This is a genomic window from Asticcacaulis currens (genome assembly GCF_028550395.1).
Classification (GTDB): Bacteria; Pseudomonadota; Alphaproteobacteria; order Caulobacterales; family Caulobacteraceae; genus Asticcacaulis; species Asticcacaulis currens.
Genome location: NZ_JAQQKW010000006.1, coordinates 104573 through 117917, shown reverse-complemented (window position 1 = coordinate 117917; position 13345 = coordinate 104573). Strand labels below are relative to the sequence as shown.

General features: G+C 61.7%; 16 protein-coding genes and 1 tRNA gene. 10 read left to right on the top strand and 7 right to left on the bottom strand.

Translation table 11 applies throughout. The features are described 5' to 3' along the window. Positions 1–35 precede the first annotated feature (35 nt). A complete protein-coding gene (queA, locus tag PQU94_RS11630; RefSeq protein ID WP_272741635.1) occupies positions 36–1082 on the top strand; it encodes a tRNA preQ1(34) S-adenosylmethionine ribosyltransferase-isomerase QueA in 1047 nt (348 codons plus the stop codon). A 142-nt stretch (positions 1083–1224) separates the two neighbouring features. Here the strand turns inward: queA and PQU94_RS11625 are convergent, their stop codons facing one another. Continuing rightward, positions 1225–2358, bottom strand: coding sequence for a pyridoxal phosphate-dependent aminotransferase (locus tag PQU94_RS11625; protein ID WP_272741634.1), 1134 nt, complete (start codon positions 2356–2358; stop codon positions 1225–1227). 72 nt (positions 2359–2430) lie between these two features. Here PQU94_RS11625 and PQU94_RS11620 point away from each other — a divergent pair, with 72 nt between their 5' ends. Beyond that, positions 2431–2937, top strand: coding sequence for a GNAT family N-acetyltransferase (locus PQU94_RS11620; protein ID WP_272741633.1), 507 nt, complete (start codon positions 2431–2433; stop codon positions 2935–2937). A gap of 25 nt (positions 2938–2962) precedes the next feature. Then, complete coding sequence (locus tag PQU94_RS11615) at positions 2963–3553, top strand: hypothetical protein (protein WP_272741632.1); 591 nt, start codon at positions 2963–2965, stop codon at positions 3551–3553. 4 nt (positions 3554–3557) lie between these two features. On the opposite strand, the gene PQU94_RS11610 is transcribed toward PQU94_RS11615, so the two are convergent. Further along, complete coding sequence (locus PQU94_RS11610; RefSeq protein WP_272741631.1) at positions 3558–4100, bottom strand: hypothetical protein; 543 nt, start codon at positions 4098–4100, stop codon at positions 3558–3560. Positions 4101–4193: 93 nt separating this feature from the next. Between PQU94_RS11610 and tgt the strand changes: the two genes are divergently transcribed. Continuing rightward, complete coding sequence (tgt, locus tag PQU94_RS11605; RefSeq protein ID WP_272741630.1) at positions 4194–5324, top strand: tRNA guanosine(34) transglycosylase Tgt; 1131 nt, start codon at positions 4194–4196, stop codon at positions 5322–5324. A gap of 36 nt (positions 5325–5360) precedes the next feature. Here the strand turns inward: tgt and PQU94_RS11600 are convergent, their stop codons facing one another. After that, a complete protein-coding gene (locus PQU94_RS11600; protein ID WP_272741629.1) occupies positions 5361–6068 on the bottom strand; it encodes a hypothetical protein in 708 nt (235 codons plus the stop codon). 145 nt (positions 6069–6213) lie between these two features. Between PQU94_RS11600 and PQU94_RS11595 the strand changes: the two genes are divergently transcribed. Beyond that, positions 6214–6290 (top strand) — tRNA-Lys (locus tag PQU94_RS11595). Between the two features lie 200 nt (positions 6291–6490). Here the strand turns inward: PQU94_RS11595 and hspQ are convergent. Continuing rightward, the gene (gene hspQ, locus PQU94_RS11590; RefSeq protein ID WP_272741628.1) at positions 6491–6871 is read right to left on the bottom strand and encodes a heat shock protein HspQ; all 381 of its coding nucleotides are present in this window, start codon (positions 6869–6871) and stop codon (positions 6491–6493) included. Between the two features lie 266 nt (positions 6872–7137). Between hspQ and PQU94_RS11585 the strand changes: the two genes are divergently transcribed. Beyond that, entirely contained in the window at positions 7138–8325 is a 1188-nt protein-coding gene (locus PQU94_RS11585; RefSeq protein ID WP_272741627.1) for a Ppx/GppA phosphatase family protein, read from the top strand. Here PQU94_RS11585 and queE read toward each other — a convergent pair. Both queE and queC read right to left on the bottom strand, forming a co-directional pair. Further along, positions 8318–8968, bottom strand: a complete 651-nt coding sequence (gene queE, locus PQU94_RS11580) for a 7-carboxy-7-deazaguanine synthase (protein WP_272741626.1) — start codon at positions 8966–8968, stop codon at positions 8318–8320. The genes PQU94_RS11585 and queE overlap by 8 nt on opposite strands. Further along, positions 8968–9693 (bottom strand): 7-cyano-7-deazaguanine synthase QueC, encoded by a 726-nt coding sequence (queC, locus tag PQU94_RS11575; RefSeq protein WP_272741625.1) that lies wholly within the window; start codon positions 9691–9693, stop codon positions 8968–8970. The genes queE and queC overlap by 1 nt, the downstream gene beginning before the upstream one ends. A gap of 196 nt (positions 9694–9889) precedes the next feature. On the opposite strand from queC, the gene PQU94_RS11570 reads away from it, so the two are divergent. From PQU94_RS11570 to PQU94_RS11555, 4 genes are all read left to right on the top strand, one after another. Further along, positions 9890–10342 (top strand): PaaI family thioesterase, encoded by a 453-nt coding sequence (locus tag PQU94_RS11570; protein WP_272741624.1) that lies wholly within the window; start codon positions 9890–9892, stop codon positions 10340–10342. Further along, a complete protein-coding gene (locus PQU94_RS11565; protein WP_272741623.1) occupies positions 10339–10752 on the top strand; it encodes a PaaI family thioesterase in 414 nt (137 codons plus the stop codon). Before PQU94_RS11570 ends, PQU94_RS11565 begins: the two co-directional genes overlap by 4 nt. Before the next feature lie 110 nt (positions 10753–10862). Continuing rightward, positions 10863–11264, top strand: a complete 402-nt coding sequence (locus tag PQU94_RS11560) for a hypothetical protein (protein ID WP_272741622.1) — start codon at positions 10863–10865, stop codon at positions 11262–11264. 73 nt (positions 11265–11337) lie between these two features. Beyond that, the gene (locus PQU94_RS11555; RefSeq protein WP_272741621.1) at positions 11338–11967 is read left to right on the top strand and encodes a S24 family peptidase; all 630 of its coding nucleotides are present in this window, start codon (positions 11338–11340) and stop codon (positions 11965–11967) included. Positions 11968–12106: 139 nt separating this feature from the next. Here PQU94_RS11555 and PQU94_RS11550 read toward each other — a convergent pair whose 3' ends face one another. Beyond that, on the bottom strand, positions 12107–13267 hold the full coding sequence (locus PQU94_RS11550) for a serine hydrolase domain-containing protein (RefSeq protein ID WP_272741620.1): 1161 nt from the start codon (positions 13265–13267) through the stop codon (positions 12107–12109). Between the last annotated feature and the right edge of the window lie 78 nt (positions 13268–13345).

Here is a 13345-nt window from a genome sequence, read left to right as displayed (position 1 = left end):
TTGCTTTTTCGGCCGCAATCGCCTTTTAAGCGGGCATGAAGGTTTCCGATTTCGATTTTGACCTGCCCGAGGATCGCATTGCGCTGCGGCCCGTCACCCCGCGTGAGGCCGCCCGCCTGCTGCGCGTCGATGGCGACGTGCGCGAAGACTGGCGCGTCGGCGATCTGCCGTCGCTGCTGAAGGCCGGTGACCTGCTGGTCATCAACAATACGCGCGTGCTGCCGACCCAGCTCAAGGGCACCCGTGAGCGCGACGGCCAGAGCGTGGTGTTCGAGGCCACCCTGATCAAGTCGCTGGATGGCCAGAGCTGGCAGGCCTTTCTCAAACCCGGCCGCCGTATCCGCGAAGGCGACACCCTGCGCTTTGACGACCTCAGCGCGCGCGTCCTGTCAAAAGACGAAGACGGCGTCTACGTCTTGCGCTTCGAACAGGCGGCGTCTGAGGTATTGAGCGGGCTGCACCGGCTGGGCGGGATGCCGCTGCCGCCCTATATCCGCTCCAAACGCCCGGAAGACGAACAGGACAAAAGCGACTATCAGACGGTGTTTGCCCGTGACGAAGGCTCCGTCGCCGCCCCCACCGCCGGGCTGCATTTCACGCCGCAACTGCTGCAAGCGCTGCGTGACAAGGGGGTGCTGTTCGAAGAAGTCACCCTGCACGTCGGTGCCGGCACCTTCCTGCCGGTCAAGGTCGAAGACACCAAAGACCACAGGATGCACGCCGAATTTGGCGTCGTCTCAGCCGACTCCGCCGCCCGCATCAATGCTGCCCGCGCCGCCGGGGGCCGGATCGTCGCCATCGGCACCACCGCCCTGCGCCTGATCGAAAGCGCCTGCGATGCCGAGGGCCACATCCATCCGTTCAGCGGCGACACCGACATCTTCATCACGCCGGGCGTGCCGGTGCGTTCGGCCGATATGCTGTGGACCAATTTCCATCTGCCGAAATCGACCCTGTTCATGCTGGTCTGCGCTTTTGCTGGCACCGACGCCATGAAGGCGGCCTATGCGCACGCGATCGACAGCGGGTATCGCTTCTTTTCGTATGGCGATGCGAGCTTGCTCAGCAACCGATCGAAGTAAGATGCAGGGGCCGCAGGCCCCTGCACCCCAATACCTGGAGTACACAGACTATCAATTGCGCTCGGAATATGTGATGGGGTGCAGGGGTCGTTTTTTTGTGCGCTACCGCTTCGCTGTTTGAGCGCAGGCCCCTGCCCTTCTCTTAGTTTGTTCTCGCCTTAAACCACGGCACCATACGGGTGATCGCGTCCTCGACCTCAGCCGTTGAGACGGCGAAGCTGAAACGGATAAAGTGGTGCCCTTCGACCGGGTCGAAGTCGATGCCGGGTGCGGTGCAGACGCCGGTATCGTTGAGCAGCGCCTTGCAGAAGGACAGGCTGTCGTCGGTCAGGTGCCCGATATCGGCATAGATGTAGAAGGCCCCGTCGGGCGGCGCGATGCGGCTCAGCCCCAATTGCGGCAGGGCGTCGAGCAGAAGGCGGCGGTTGCGGCGATAGGTTTCGACGTGCCCGTCCAGTTCAGAGCGGCTGTCGAGGGCGATCAGCCCGGCGTGCTGACTGAGCGACGGCGCGGTCAGGAACAGGTTGCCGACATAGGCACGCGCGGCGGCAATCTGCCTTTCGGGGGCCAGACACCAGCCCAGCCGCCAGCCGACCATGCTGAAATATTTGGAGAAGCTGCTGACCACCCAGGCGTCTGGCGCGTATTCGAGCAACGACCGCGCCGGGGCCTCATAGGTCAGGCCGTGATAGATTTCGTCCGACAGGATGCGGATGCCGCGCACCCGGCACACCTCGGCGATGGCCTTGAGTTCGTCCGGCCAGATCACCGTGCCGGTCGGATTGGCCGGGCTGGCGATAATCACGCCGTCCGGCGCCGGATCGAGCGTGCTCAAAGCCTCGGCGGTCAGTTGAAAGCGCACCTCCGGCCCGCAGGGGATTTCGACGGGCACCATGTTCAGCGCCTTCAGCACATTGCGGTAGGCGACATAGCCGGGCCGCGCCAGCGCAATACGCGCACCCGGCTGAAAGCCCGCACTGAGCGCCAGCACCAGAGCGGGCGACGCCCCACAGGTGAGAATAAAGCGCTCCGGATCGACGCTGACGCCGTAGCTGTCGAGATAATGCTTCGCCAGCCGCGCCTTGAGCGGCGTGCTTTCCCAATAGCCCATACCGTCGCTGTCGAGAATGCGATGCGCCTGCTCAATGGCGGCTTTCGGCGCGCCGGTGGAAGGCTGTCCGAACTCCATATGGATGATGGAGCGCCCCTGATCCTTGAGGGCGTGGGCCAGCCGGCTGATCTCTATGGCGTAAAAGGGAGCGATGTCTGCGGTCATGCCCGCTTATACCCCATCGGCCACCGCACGCCAGATTGCCGTTTCGAGAAAAGCGAGATACCGATGGGAGTCATGATCGAAACCCCTCGCCTGATCCTGCGCCCGCACGTCCTTGAGGACTATAACGGCCTGTGTGCCATGTTCGGCGACCCGGACTTTTACCGCCTGTCGGGCCTGACTCCGCAGTCGCCGGAAGAGGTGTGGCACCGCCTGCTGCGCTATATGGGGCACTGGACGGCCTTTGGCTGGGGTCTGTTTGCCGCTATCGAAAAGGACACGGGGCGCTTTGTCGGCGATACGGGGCTGGCCGACTTCCACCGCGGTCTGGGGCCTGACTTCGATCTGTCACCGGAAGCGGCCTGGGCCATCACACCCGCCTGTCAGGGGCGCGGCTATGCGCTGGAGGCCGTGCGCGCCGCCCACGACTGGTTTGATGCCACCCACCCGCAACGCACCGTGTGCATTATCGACCCGTCCAATACACCGTCGCAAAAGGTGGCCGCGGCTCTGGGGTACACAGCCTTTGCCGACACAACCTATAAGGGTCACAAAGTCACCCAATTCGAGCGGTATCCCTGAACCCCAAGCCGAGGGAGGGTATGCCGTGACGATTGGCATGGGGATATTGTGGGGCGGTCTGTTAGGGGCACCTGTGTTGGCCTATCTGGTACAACGCTTCGGGCGGCCCCAAAACCACACGCTTCTGCCCCTCTCCTTCGCGGTTCTGGCTGTGGTTGCCCTCGCATGGGCCGTGGGTTTGCGCTTCACCTCACCCCTCGCCAATCTGATGGCCTTGGCGCTGGCCTATACGGCCTATGCCTTTCTGGCGTGGGAAGGCTGGGGGATAGGCGACAAACGCATCGGGTTACGTATGATCCTCAAATTCGTGACCGTCCTGCCGATTGTGTTCGGGTATTTTATGGCCACCATCGGCTTACTGGGTCTTTCGTTCCTGTTCGGCGACTTCACCGGAAAGCCCGGCCACGCCGAAACCCTGGCACCCGGCATTGGATGCGAAATTCGCACACAATCGGGCGGGCCGTCATGGGGCACCACGGCTGTCTCCGTTCACCGCGAACTGACGCCGTTTTTGCGTTGGGAACGCGCTCATCAGCGCCTTTCCGAGGAAGAGGCTGTTTACAGACGCGCGTCTGATCTGTGCAGAGACGCCTACACCAAATGGCAAAACAGTTGATTTTTCAATGTTTTGCTAGTGGCACAATCCGCTTTGCACAATATTGGCGAAAAGGTCCGGATTTCATGTAGTCGGGCGCGGGATATAGTCGGCTGTAGTCCCCCCGCTCCAGCGGACGTGAAAGCACCGGATTTCGATTGACAGCACGCACTACCAAAAAAGTGCCCATGAGCCCCTCTACCAAACTACCGGACTTAGGGAACCGTGCTTGCGCCCATCCTGAATACTCAGAGGTCACCTTTTGTAAGGGCGCTTCAATACGGAACATATCCGTTTCAATCGCTAAGCTCTGAAGGTCTTCGGGATCAATAACAGGCCCGTTTACGTCACTCCATAAACGTATCCCTCTCGCTTCGACACTCAGATCGCCGTTGTCCTCACAGGTCAAAGACAGCTCTTCATAAGGGTAACTGCCGCTATCAACGTCATAGAGAACCAAAACACCTTCATTTGCGCGGTCGTAGCGCCATTCCAGTTTTTCTTTGGCGTGGGCGATGGGGGTGAGAAGAACAAAACTTACGCCTGCGACCCATAGGTATATCTTCATCACTCCCTCCCTCGTTGTATCAGAAGGTGCAACTTCGACAGCCAACTTGCAATGGCTTTGACTTAAATACTGAGGCCGTCTAATACCCCGCCCATGTCCGCATTCCCTTTTGAAATCTCCGCTTCCGATGGTCAGGCCCGCACGGGCGTGCTGAAAACGCCGCGTGGCGACATCCCGACCCCCATCTTCATGCCGGTGGGCACCGCCGCCACCGTCAAGGCCCTGACGCTCGACATGGTGCGGCAAAGCCATGCGAAAATCATCCTCGGCAACACCTATCACCTGATGCTGCGCCCGTCGGCGGAGCGCGTGAAGCGACTGGGTGGCCTGCACAAATTCATGGGCTGGGACGGCCCCATCCTCACTGATTCCGGCGGCTTTCAGGTGATGAGCCTGTCGCAGATTTCCAAAGTCACCGAAGAGGCCGTCACCTTCCAGAGCCATATCGACGGCTCAAAGCACGTCCTGTCGCCGGAACGCTCGATGGAGATTCAGGCCGACCTGCTGGGTTCCGACATCGTCATGCAACTCGATGAATGCGTCTCATGGCCCGCCGACGAAGCGCGCGCGCAGAAGGCGCTGCAACTGTCGGCGCGCTGGGGGCTGCGGTCGAAACAAGCCTTCGGGCAGCGCGACACGCAGGCCCTGTTCGGCATTCAGCAGGGCTCGACCTTTGAGCGCTTGCGCCGGGAATCGACCGACCGCCTGCTGGAGATCGGCTTTGACGGCTATGCCATCGGCGGTCTGGCCGTCGGTGAAGGCCATGAGGCCATGTGCGACACCCTCGAATACTGCGCGCCGCTCCTGCCGTGGGATCGTCCGCGCTACCTGATGGGCGTGGGCAAGCCGATTGATCTGGTCGAAGGCGTGGCGCGCGGCGTCGATATGTTCGACTGCGTATTGCCGACCCGCTCTGGCCGCCACGGTCAGGTGTGGACGTGGGAAGGCCCCATCAACATCAAAAACGCCCGCTTTGCCGAAGACGACACGCCGCTGGACGCCACCAGCGACTGCCCGGCCAGCCGCGACTATTCCAAGGCCTATCTGCACCACCTGTTCAAGGCCGAGGAAATCCTGGGTCAGGTGCTGCTGAGCTGGCACAACATCGCCTTTTTCCAGGCCCTGATGATCCGTATGCGCGCCGCCATCGCGGCCGGTGAGTTTCAGGCCTTCCGCAAATGGTTCCATGAGACGCACCTCAAAGCGCCCCATCTAAACGGATAGGGCGCCCTGGTCGCTCGCTTTAACATAGCGGCCTAATTATTTGCGGCGATTGACTTTTCGTTGCGCAGGCGTGCCCGGCTCTTCCACGACCTCTTCGATCGTCACGCGGGCCTGCTTCGGCACGAACCACGACGGCGCGGCCGGCGGGGCGCAGTTCTTGTTCATGCCGATGCCTTTGAGGTAGGCGCGGCGCACATTCCCGGCGGCGATGGCGCGATCCATGGCCTTCTGATGCTTTTCAGCGCCGGTCATCTTGCGGATCAGGCCGCGCATAGGCAGGACATCGGTCGCCGCCGAGCGCACCGCCGTCAGGGTCGCATCAGATGCCATCTTGCCGCCGCGCGAGGTCATGGTGCCCTCCGGGGCGGGCGGCTCGTCGAAGTCCGGCCCAAGCGCCTGATCCAGAAGGGCCACTTCGCCGGCAATGGATTCACAGCGTTCCAGATTGGCCAGATCGTAGGTGTTTTTCGAGGCCCGCACCAGAACCGGCGGGATTTCCTTACGCTTCAGATTAAGATCGACCAGAGGGGCGGAGATGGCCTCCCCGAATCCGTCACCGACATCCGTCGCGCTCTTGCGCATGGTCTGGGTCAGGGTGGGGTCATCCGGCGTTTTAGGGTCATCCGCATGTACAGGACGCGATTCGACGATGTGCACCTTATCCGGCTTGCTGGCGCAGGCACTCAGGGGGCCGAAGAGGCACGCGATCCCGCCAACGGCCGAAGCGATACGCCAAATCCTCATTCTTTTAGTCCCTCCACGCACCCTGCTGTACGCCATTTATCTACAACACAACACATAAAACTTGAACCTTGCGCTTGCGCAAACAAAAAGTCCCCACTATGAAGGCCGCACCCGAAACGACTTCGGTCATTGGGTACGTTTTGATGAGCCCGTAGCTCAGCCGGCTAGAGCATCTGACTTTTAATCAGAGGGTCCTGGGTTCGAGTCCCAGCGGGCTCACCAATTCTTCCAGAATTGGTGAGCTTTTTTTATGTCAGTTTCACTCGCTATCATAAAGAAACCATCATGAACGGGCGCTGAATGTGTGTCCGTTGCCGCTGCGCATAATAGCGCCTTAAGCGTGACGAAACGATTGCAGCACGGCAAAATTACGGCAGCCCCTTACAGGGCTGGGGATGAGCCGCACGGCTTATCGGCGACGCTTAGTTGGCCAGTCGCGATTTCAGCAGATAGCGCCCATTTTCAAAACGGTCGAAAATAAGGTCGGCCTGCGGGTGGCGCAGAGGCATACCCGTCTCGTCCGGACAGAGATTGCCTTCGGACGCATAGGCGACATAGCAGATGTCACCGTTTTCAGCGAGCAGGTGATAGAAGGGCTGATCCTTATCCGGGCGCACCGCTTCGGGTATGGCCATCAGCCATTCCTCGGTATCGGAAAACTGTGGATCAATGTCGAAGACCACGCCGCGAAAGTCGAACAGGACGTGGCGAACCAACTGACCAATGCCGAAACGCGCCGACCGGTCCCCGTTGCTCGCGGCATAGGGGCCGGAAACGGAACCAGAGACAGAATCGGTCATCATCAGCGCCTCCCTCGGTTGCGGTATCGTCAGCCCGTCTGGTGTAGCGCGACTCGGCAGCCCCGCCTCCCCCCTTCCCCCTTTGGTTGTCGGGTACGCAGGCAATTCATGCGCTGGGCGGGTCGTTGCAGAATTACCCGTCAGCGGCGTGACGAAATTAACACAAAAGCGCTTTGCACGGAGGAAAATGCGTTCTAGGCTGAAAGCAACTTGACGCGGCCTCCGGCTGTGAGCGTCCCACATTATGATAAAGCGGGGTATGAGCCACCATGAGTGAGGCTCCCTCAAAAAGCGGCCCGCCGCGCAAGCGCGGTCCGCGTCGCGCCCGCAAGGGCAGCGGCCACAGCGCGACCGCCCCAGCGGGCAAGCCGCGGCCCAGACCGGCACCGCCGCAGCGCCCGGCCGCCGCCGAGCCGTCGCCCCTGTACGCCGCGCTGGACCTCGGCACCAATAATTGCCGCCTGATGATCGCCGCCTGGCACAATGGACAATTCCGGATCGTCGAAGCCTTTTCACGTATTGTCCGGCTGGGGGAAGGCCTCAGCCAGACCGGCAATCTGTCGGATCGCGCCATGGAACGCGCGCTCGCCGCGCTCAAACTGTGCGCCGAAAAGATCGGGCGTCGGCAGGTGGTGCGCACGCGTGCCGTCGCCACCCAGGCCTGCCGCATCGCGCGCAATGGTCCGGACTTCATTCAGCGCGTCGAGCGCGAAACCGGCCTCAAGCTGACCATTATCACCCCCGAAGAAGAGGCGCGCCTGTCGGTCGTCGGCTGCGCCTCCCTCCTCGATGGTGAGGCCAAGGCGGCCATTGTCATGGACGTGGGCGGCGGCTCGACCGAGATTTCCTGGCTGCCGCTGGGGGAAGAAACAGAGCCCACCGAGGCCAGCGGGTCACGCGGATTGAACGCGCGCCCCAAACCGCCACGCCCGCAATACTGGATCTCCATCCCCAAAGGCGTGGTCAATCTGGCCGAACGTTTCCCCGAACCGGGCGATGGCGACAAGCAGGCGTGGTTCGCCCAGATGGTCGAGGATGTGCGTCAGGCCCTGATCGACTTCAAGGCCCCGGAGCCTCTGCGCCCTCATTTCGATGCGCAGCAGGCCTATATTGTCGGCACGTCGGGGGCCATTACCTCTCTGGCCGGGATGCACCTGCAACTGGAGCGCTATGACCGTTCGAAGGTCGATGGCTTGTGGATGACCCATGATCAGTGCCGCGCCGTTATCGACCGCCTTCTGAGCCTTGGGCAAAAGGGACGCGAACAGGAACCCTGTATCGGCAAGGATCGCGCCGATCTGGTGCTGGCCGGCGCGGCAATACTGGAGGCCGTGCAAAGCCTGTGGCCGTGCGACCGCCTGCGCGTCGCCGATCGCGGCCTGCGCGAAGGCCTGCTGCTGTCGATGGTCAAAAAGCGTCCACGCCGCCGCCGGGCGCGCCGGGGTAAATCTACCTGATCCCCACGACCTTGTGCGTCTGCACACTCATCCGCCATTGCGGGTGGGCCAGACAGTAGTCGATCACGGCCTGCGTATGGGCCGCCTGCATCGCCGGGTCCTGATCCAGCGGGTCTTTCGGTTGCAAATAGAAGCGCTCAAAGTCCATGCCGGCAAATTCCGCCGGATCGACGCGGTCCTGCGGCCAGACCAGCTTTAACTCCTGCCCGGAGGTCTGATGCAGGCGGTTCTCGCCCTTGGGCGAGATGCACAACCAGTCGATGCCGTCAGGTGCCCGCAGCGTACCGTTCGATTCCACCGCGATAAAATAGCCCGCCGCCTTGACCGCAGCGATCAGCGGCGCATCCAGTTGCAGCAGCGGTTCGCCACCGGTGAAGACGACCGATTTGTGCACCGGGTCGATAGCCCCCCAGTGCGCATCCAGCGCTGCCGCCACGGCTTCGGGGGTGTCGAACTTGCCTCCACCCTCGCCGTCGGTGCCGACAAAATCCGTGTCGCAAAAGGTACAGGCGGCCGCCGCCCGGTCCTGTTCGCGCCCGCTCCACAGATTGCATCCGGCAAAGCGCGCAAATACCGCTACGCGCCCGGCCTGTCCGCCTTCGCCCTGAAGAGTCAGGAATATCTCTTTGAAACTATAGACCATCAGCCGTTGCGCCACTGCTCGAAGCCACGGGCCCGCAGTTCACACGCAGGGCAGGTGCCGCAGCCATAGCCCCAGGCGTGACGCTCGCCGCGCTGCCCCATATAGCAGGTGTGGGTGTCTTCGAGTACCAGATCGACCAAGGCCTCACCGCCCAGTTGGTGCGTCAGCGCCCAGGTTTCGGCCTTGGTCAGGAACATCAGGGGCGTGTCGATGATATAGGGCCGCTCGATGCCGAGATTGAGCACGTTTTGCATCGCCTCCAGCGTGTCCTTGCGGCAGTCGGGATAGCCGGAGAAGTCGGTTTCGCACATGCCCCCGACCAGATGATCTATGCCCCGGCGGTCCGCCACGGCGGCGGCATAGACGAAGAAGGCGAGATTGCGCCCCGGAACGAAGGAGTTGGGCAGGCCGCGTTCGCCCATGCGGATTTCCTGTTCGCGCGTCAGCGACGACTCCGCCACGCGCCCGAAGCCTTTGAGATCGACCACATGGTCTTCACCCAGTCGCGTGCGGGCGGGTTCGAACACGTCAGGAAAGCGCTCCAGCACACGGGTGCGCGTCGTCATTTCGATGGCATGGCGCTGCCCATAGTCGAAGCCGATGGTTTCCACGCGCTCGTAATGGGTCAGGGCCCAGGCGAGGCAGGCGGTCGAATCCTGCCCGCCGGAAAACAGCACCAGTGCCGAACGGTCGGCGGGCACGGTTTCAAGATCGGACGGGGTCATGGGTACTCTCTGGGTTACGGAAAACAGGTCTTGTGTCTGTAAAGAAACCGTTTCAGCGATTTTGCAAGTGCAAACTCGCCTGTCGGTAACGGCAATCGTTTTGACGGCGCAGGGGATTTGCGCCACTATAGGCCTCAGACGCGACTCCGCGCCCGATAAAGCGAATAAGAATAAGAACTTACATGGAGGCGAACCGATGTCACACGCGCCTTTTCGCGAAGGCTTCGATCTTCTGGTCGAGAATATCCCCTATATGAAGTCTATCGGGGCCCGCTATGCCGGACGCTCCGATGACGGCATAAAACTGTGCCTGCCCTATCGGGAAGACCTGATCGGCGACCCGGCGACAGGGGTGATCGCTGGCGGGGCGGTGACCGCCCTGCTCGATCACGCCTGTGGTATGGCCGTCTGGGACGAACTGAACGAATATAAGCCCATAGCCACAATGGATCTGCGCATCGACTATATGCGCCCGGCCCAGCCGCAGCGCGATCTGTTCATTCTGGCCAAATGCTACAAGCTGACGCGCAGTGTCGGCTTCGTGCGCGGCTTTGCCTATGACGACAGCCTGAGCGACCCGGTCGCGGCGGCGCAGGCGGCCTTCATCATCTCCCACCCCTGCCTGAAAAACCGCGAGGCCCACGCATGATTGCCGATCTGATGATCAGCGGCCCGGAAGACCTTTTCCGCCGCGTCCCGTTCGCTCAGTTCCTCAACCTCCGCATGGAAATGGCGGGTAATGAACTGACCACCGTCATGCCGTTCGCTCCGCACCTGATCGGCAATCCGCTGCTGCCGGCCCTGCACGGCGGCACCATAGGCGCGTTTCTGGAACTGACGGCCACGGCGCAGTTGTCGGTGTTCGAGACGTTCGAGCAGATCCCCAAACCGGTCAATGTCAGCGTGCAGTATCTGCGCTCCGGCAAGCCTATCGACACCTATGCGCGCGCCCGCATCAACCGCGTCGGTCGCACCATTGCCAATGTCGAGGCCTGGGCGTGGCAGGAACTGCGTGAGCAACCCATCGCCACGCTTCAGGCGCATTTTCTGATCGGTTAGCTTAGGGTCCGGACCCTGGAGGACACGCGGGAAACGGCCAGTACGAAAATCGGCTTGCCACAATCTATAGATGTTCTACTCTTTCCCGATATGATTTCCGGGAGGGGGCTTTGCCGGGGGAAGTGTCAGGTCTGCAAGGCCTGAAGCGCCTGATTTATCAGCGAATTGACGGCGTGTTCAGGGATGACGGGCGGCAACGCCTGTGGATGGCCGGGTTGCTGAGCGGGCTGCCTCTGCTGGCCCTTTGGGGCAGTTTTAGCGGCAACGCCATCATCGCTCTGGTACTGAACGCTCTTTTTCTGAGCCTGTTGACGGCACTGAGATGGAAATCCCCGCATCCGTGGCCCGTCGTGGCCGCTGGGTGTCAATGGGTATCGGTCATGCTGCCTGTCTTGGCCCTGTCCGATGGACGCATCAGACCGATCACCCTGGCGATGGCGCTTACCCTGTCAACGGCGTGCGTGCTGGGCGCGATGGCGTGGGGCGCCTTGGCCAGACTTCATAAAAAATAGGATTAAATTCATAATTTAAGTTGATTTTCCTGCATCTGGATTTATTTTCCTGATATCTCACAGGAAACGCGCCATGTCCTTGTCGCACGCCCAAATCTGGAATGCCATCGACCGTCTGGCGCTGAACCTCGGCACGTCACCGTCGGGGCTGGCGCGACTGGCGGGGCTTGACCCTACGGCCTTCAACAAGTCGAAACGCCAATCGACCGAAGACCCGCCCCGTCCGCGCTGGCCCTCCACCGAGAGTCTGGCCAAGCTGCTGGAGGCCACGGGCCAGAGCTTTTCCGATTTTGCCGCCCTGACCGAACCGCGCCCGGTGCCGAAGGGTGTGCCTTTGATCGGGTTTGCGCAGGCGGGCAATGACGGCCTGTTTGACGATGCGGGATTTCCGGTCGGACAGGGCTGGGACGAGATCGGCCTGCCCGCAGGTGAAGGGCTCTATGCGCTTGAGATTTCAGGCGATTCCATGCTGCCGCTTTACCGCGACGGCGACCGTATCATCGTCGATCCGCTGCGTCAGAACCTGCGGCGGGGCGACCGGGTGGTGGTGAAGACCAGCGAAGGCGAGGTCATGGCCAAGGAACTGGTGCGGTTGACGGAGAAGCAGGTTGAACTGCGGTCGCTTAATCCGGACTTTTCCAACCGGGTGCTGGAGCGGGCGCAGGTGACGTGGATGGCGCGGATTGTGTGGGCCAGTCAGTGACGGGATGTTTTGGGGTTTGGGGCCTGCGGCCCCAAGTCTTCTACGCCCAAAGACAAGGCCTATCGGTAACCCGATAGGCCTTGTCTTTGGGGATAAAGGTTTGTGGGGTCACGGACTCCACGCCCCGGAACCCGCCCCGTCACGACTTCCCCGCATGATCCCCATACTCCCATTCATAGGGCACGCCCGTCTCTCCCAGCACGAACCTTACCAGCGCCGCAAAGCCGGCTTCCGCGCGTACATCGTTCGACAGGATCACCACGCAGCGCTTTGATCTTTCAACGCAAACCCAGGTATTGGCCGTCATGTCGTTATGCCCGCCCTTGTAAAAGCCGTGCCCCTGCGGTCCGTCAAACACCACTACGCCCAGCCCCGCATAGAGGTCGGCCCGCTGCTGATCCGCCGGCAATTCGGGCTGAAAGGGCGGGAACTGCGTCCGCGTCGTGATCTTCAACTGCCGTTTGGTGATGTCCGCCCGCGCCCCCGCGCTCAGTCCCTCCCCCCGCACAAAGGCCGCCGCAAAACGGGCAAAATCACCGATCGTCGTGTCCATCGACCCGGCCACGCGGACCTTTGACCGCTCATCGTGCGCCTCGACCTCGCCCCTGTCGTTCCAGCCATCGGCCAGATTGTCCGCAAAGTCCGGCCGCCAGATCAGACTGCTCCGCGTCATGCCCAACCCTTTGAAGATACGGTCGGTTTCGTCGCGCAGACTGAGGCCCAGCCCCGTTTCCATGGCAAATTGCAGCGTCAGCAGACCATCCCCCGAATAGGCGTAACGCGCCCCCGGATCGAAGTGGAATGTCAGCTTTTCATCCGGTTCCAGAAAACGGAAGTTGGCAAAGCCGCTCGAATGGGTCAGCACAATACGCGGCGTCAGCTTGCGCCAGCGCTCATCCAGCGCCGACCAGTCGCTGTAGCGATTAATAATGTCCGGCGACGCATAGCTCGGCAAAGGCTGCGGCAGCATGTCCGCCAGAGGCGTATCCAGCGTCAGACGCCCCTGATCGACCTGCTGCATGACCGCATAGGCGAACACGGCCTTGGTCAACGAGGCGCCGTACATCACGGTTTGCGTCGTCAGGGGCTCACCCTTGGCGTTGCGCACGCCATAGGACTTTACATAACCCACCTTGCCGTCGTCAATGACCGCGATGGCCAGCCCTTTGGCCCCGGTGTCCTTCAGGACCCGCTGCACCTCCGCATCAATGGCCGCGGGCTTGGGTATAGAGGGAGATTCAGCGGCTTGGGCGGACGCACACACGCCCGCAAGGGCACAAAGCATAAGCAAAAAGCGCATGGCGGCCTCCTTGATACGTCACAACAGCACGCCCCGGTTGAAGCGTCAACGCACCCTCATACCGCGATTATCCGACGC

Excerpts from the sequence above, each read along its gene's own strand:
- queA (WP_272741635.1), top strand. The coding sequence starts at position 36 with ATGAAGGTTTCCGATTTCGATTTTGACCTGCCCGAGGATCGCATTGCG.
- PQU94_RS11555 (WP_272741621.1), top strand. The coding sequence starts at position 11,338 with ATGTCCTTGTCGCACGCCCAAATCTGGAATGCCATCGACCGTCTGGCG.
- PQU94_RS11570 (WP_272741624.1), top strand. The coding sequence starts at position 9,890 with ATGTCACACGCGCCTTTTCGCGAAGGCTTCGATCTTCTGGTCGAGAAT.
- tgt (WP_272741630.1), top strand. The coding sequence starts at position 4,194 with ATGTCCGCATTCCCTTTTGAAATCTCCGCTTCCGATGGTCAGGCCCGC.
- PQU94_RS11600 (WP_272741629.1), bottom strand. The coding sequence starts at position 6,068 with ATGAGGATTTGGCGTATCGCTTCGGCCGTTGGCGGGATCGCGTGCCTC.
- queC (WP_272741625.1), bottom strand. The coding sequence starts at position 9,693 with ATGACCCCGTCCGATCTTGAAACCGTGCCCGCCGACCGTTCGGCACTG.
- queE (WP_272741626.1), bottom strand. The coding sequence starts at position 8,968 with ATGGTCTATAGTTTCAAAGAGATATTCCTGACTCTTCAGGGCGAAGGC.
- PQU94_RS11550 (WP_272741620.1), bottom strand. The coding sequence starts at position 13,267 with ATGCGCTTTTTGCTTATGCTTTGTGCCCTTGCGGGCGTGTGTGCGTCC.
- PQU94_RS11565 (WP_272741623.1), top strand. The coding sequence starts at position 10,339 with ATGATTGCCGATCTGATGATCAGCGGCCCGGAAGACCTTTTCCGCCGC.
- PQU94_RS11585 (WP_272741627.1), top strand. The coding sequence starts at position 7,138 with ATGAGTGAGGCTCCCTCAAAAAGCGGCCCGCCGCGCAAGCGCGGTCCG.
- PQU94_RS11620 (WP_272741633.1), top strand. The coding sequence starts at position 2,431 with ATGATCGAAACCCCTCGCCTGATCCTGCGCCCGCACGTCCTTGAGGAC.
- hspQ (WP_272741628.1), bottom strand. The coding sequence starts at position 6,871 with ATGATGACCGATTCTGTCTCTGGTTCCGTTTCCGGCCCCTATGCCGCG.
- PQU94_RS11610 (WP_272741631.1), bottom strand. The coding sequence starts at position 4,100 with ATGAAGATATACCTATGGGTCGCAGGCGTAAGTTTTGTTCTTCTCACC.
- PQU94_RS11625 (WP_272741634.1), bottom strand. The coding sequence starts at position 2,358 with ATGACCGCAGACATCGCTCCCTTTTACGCCATAGAGATCAGCCGGCTG.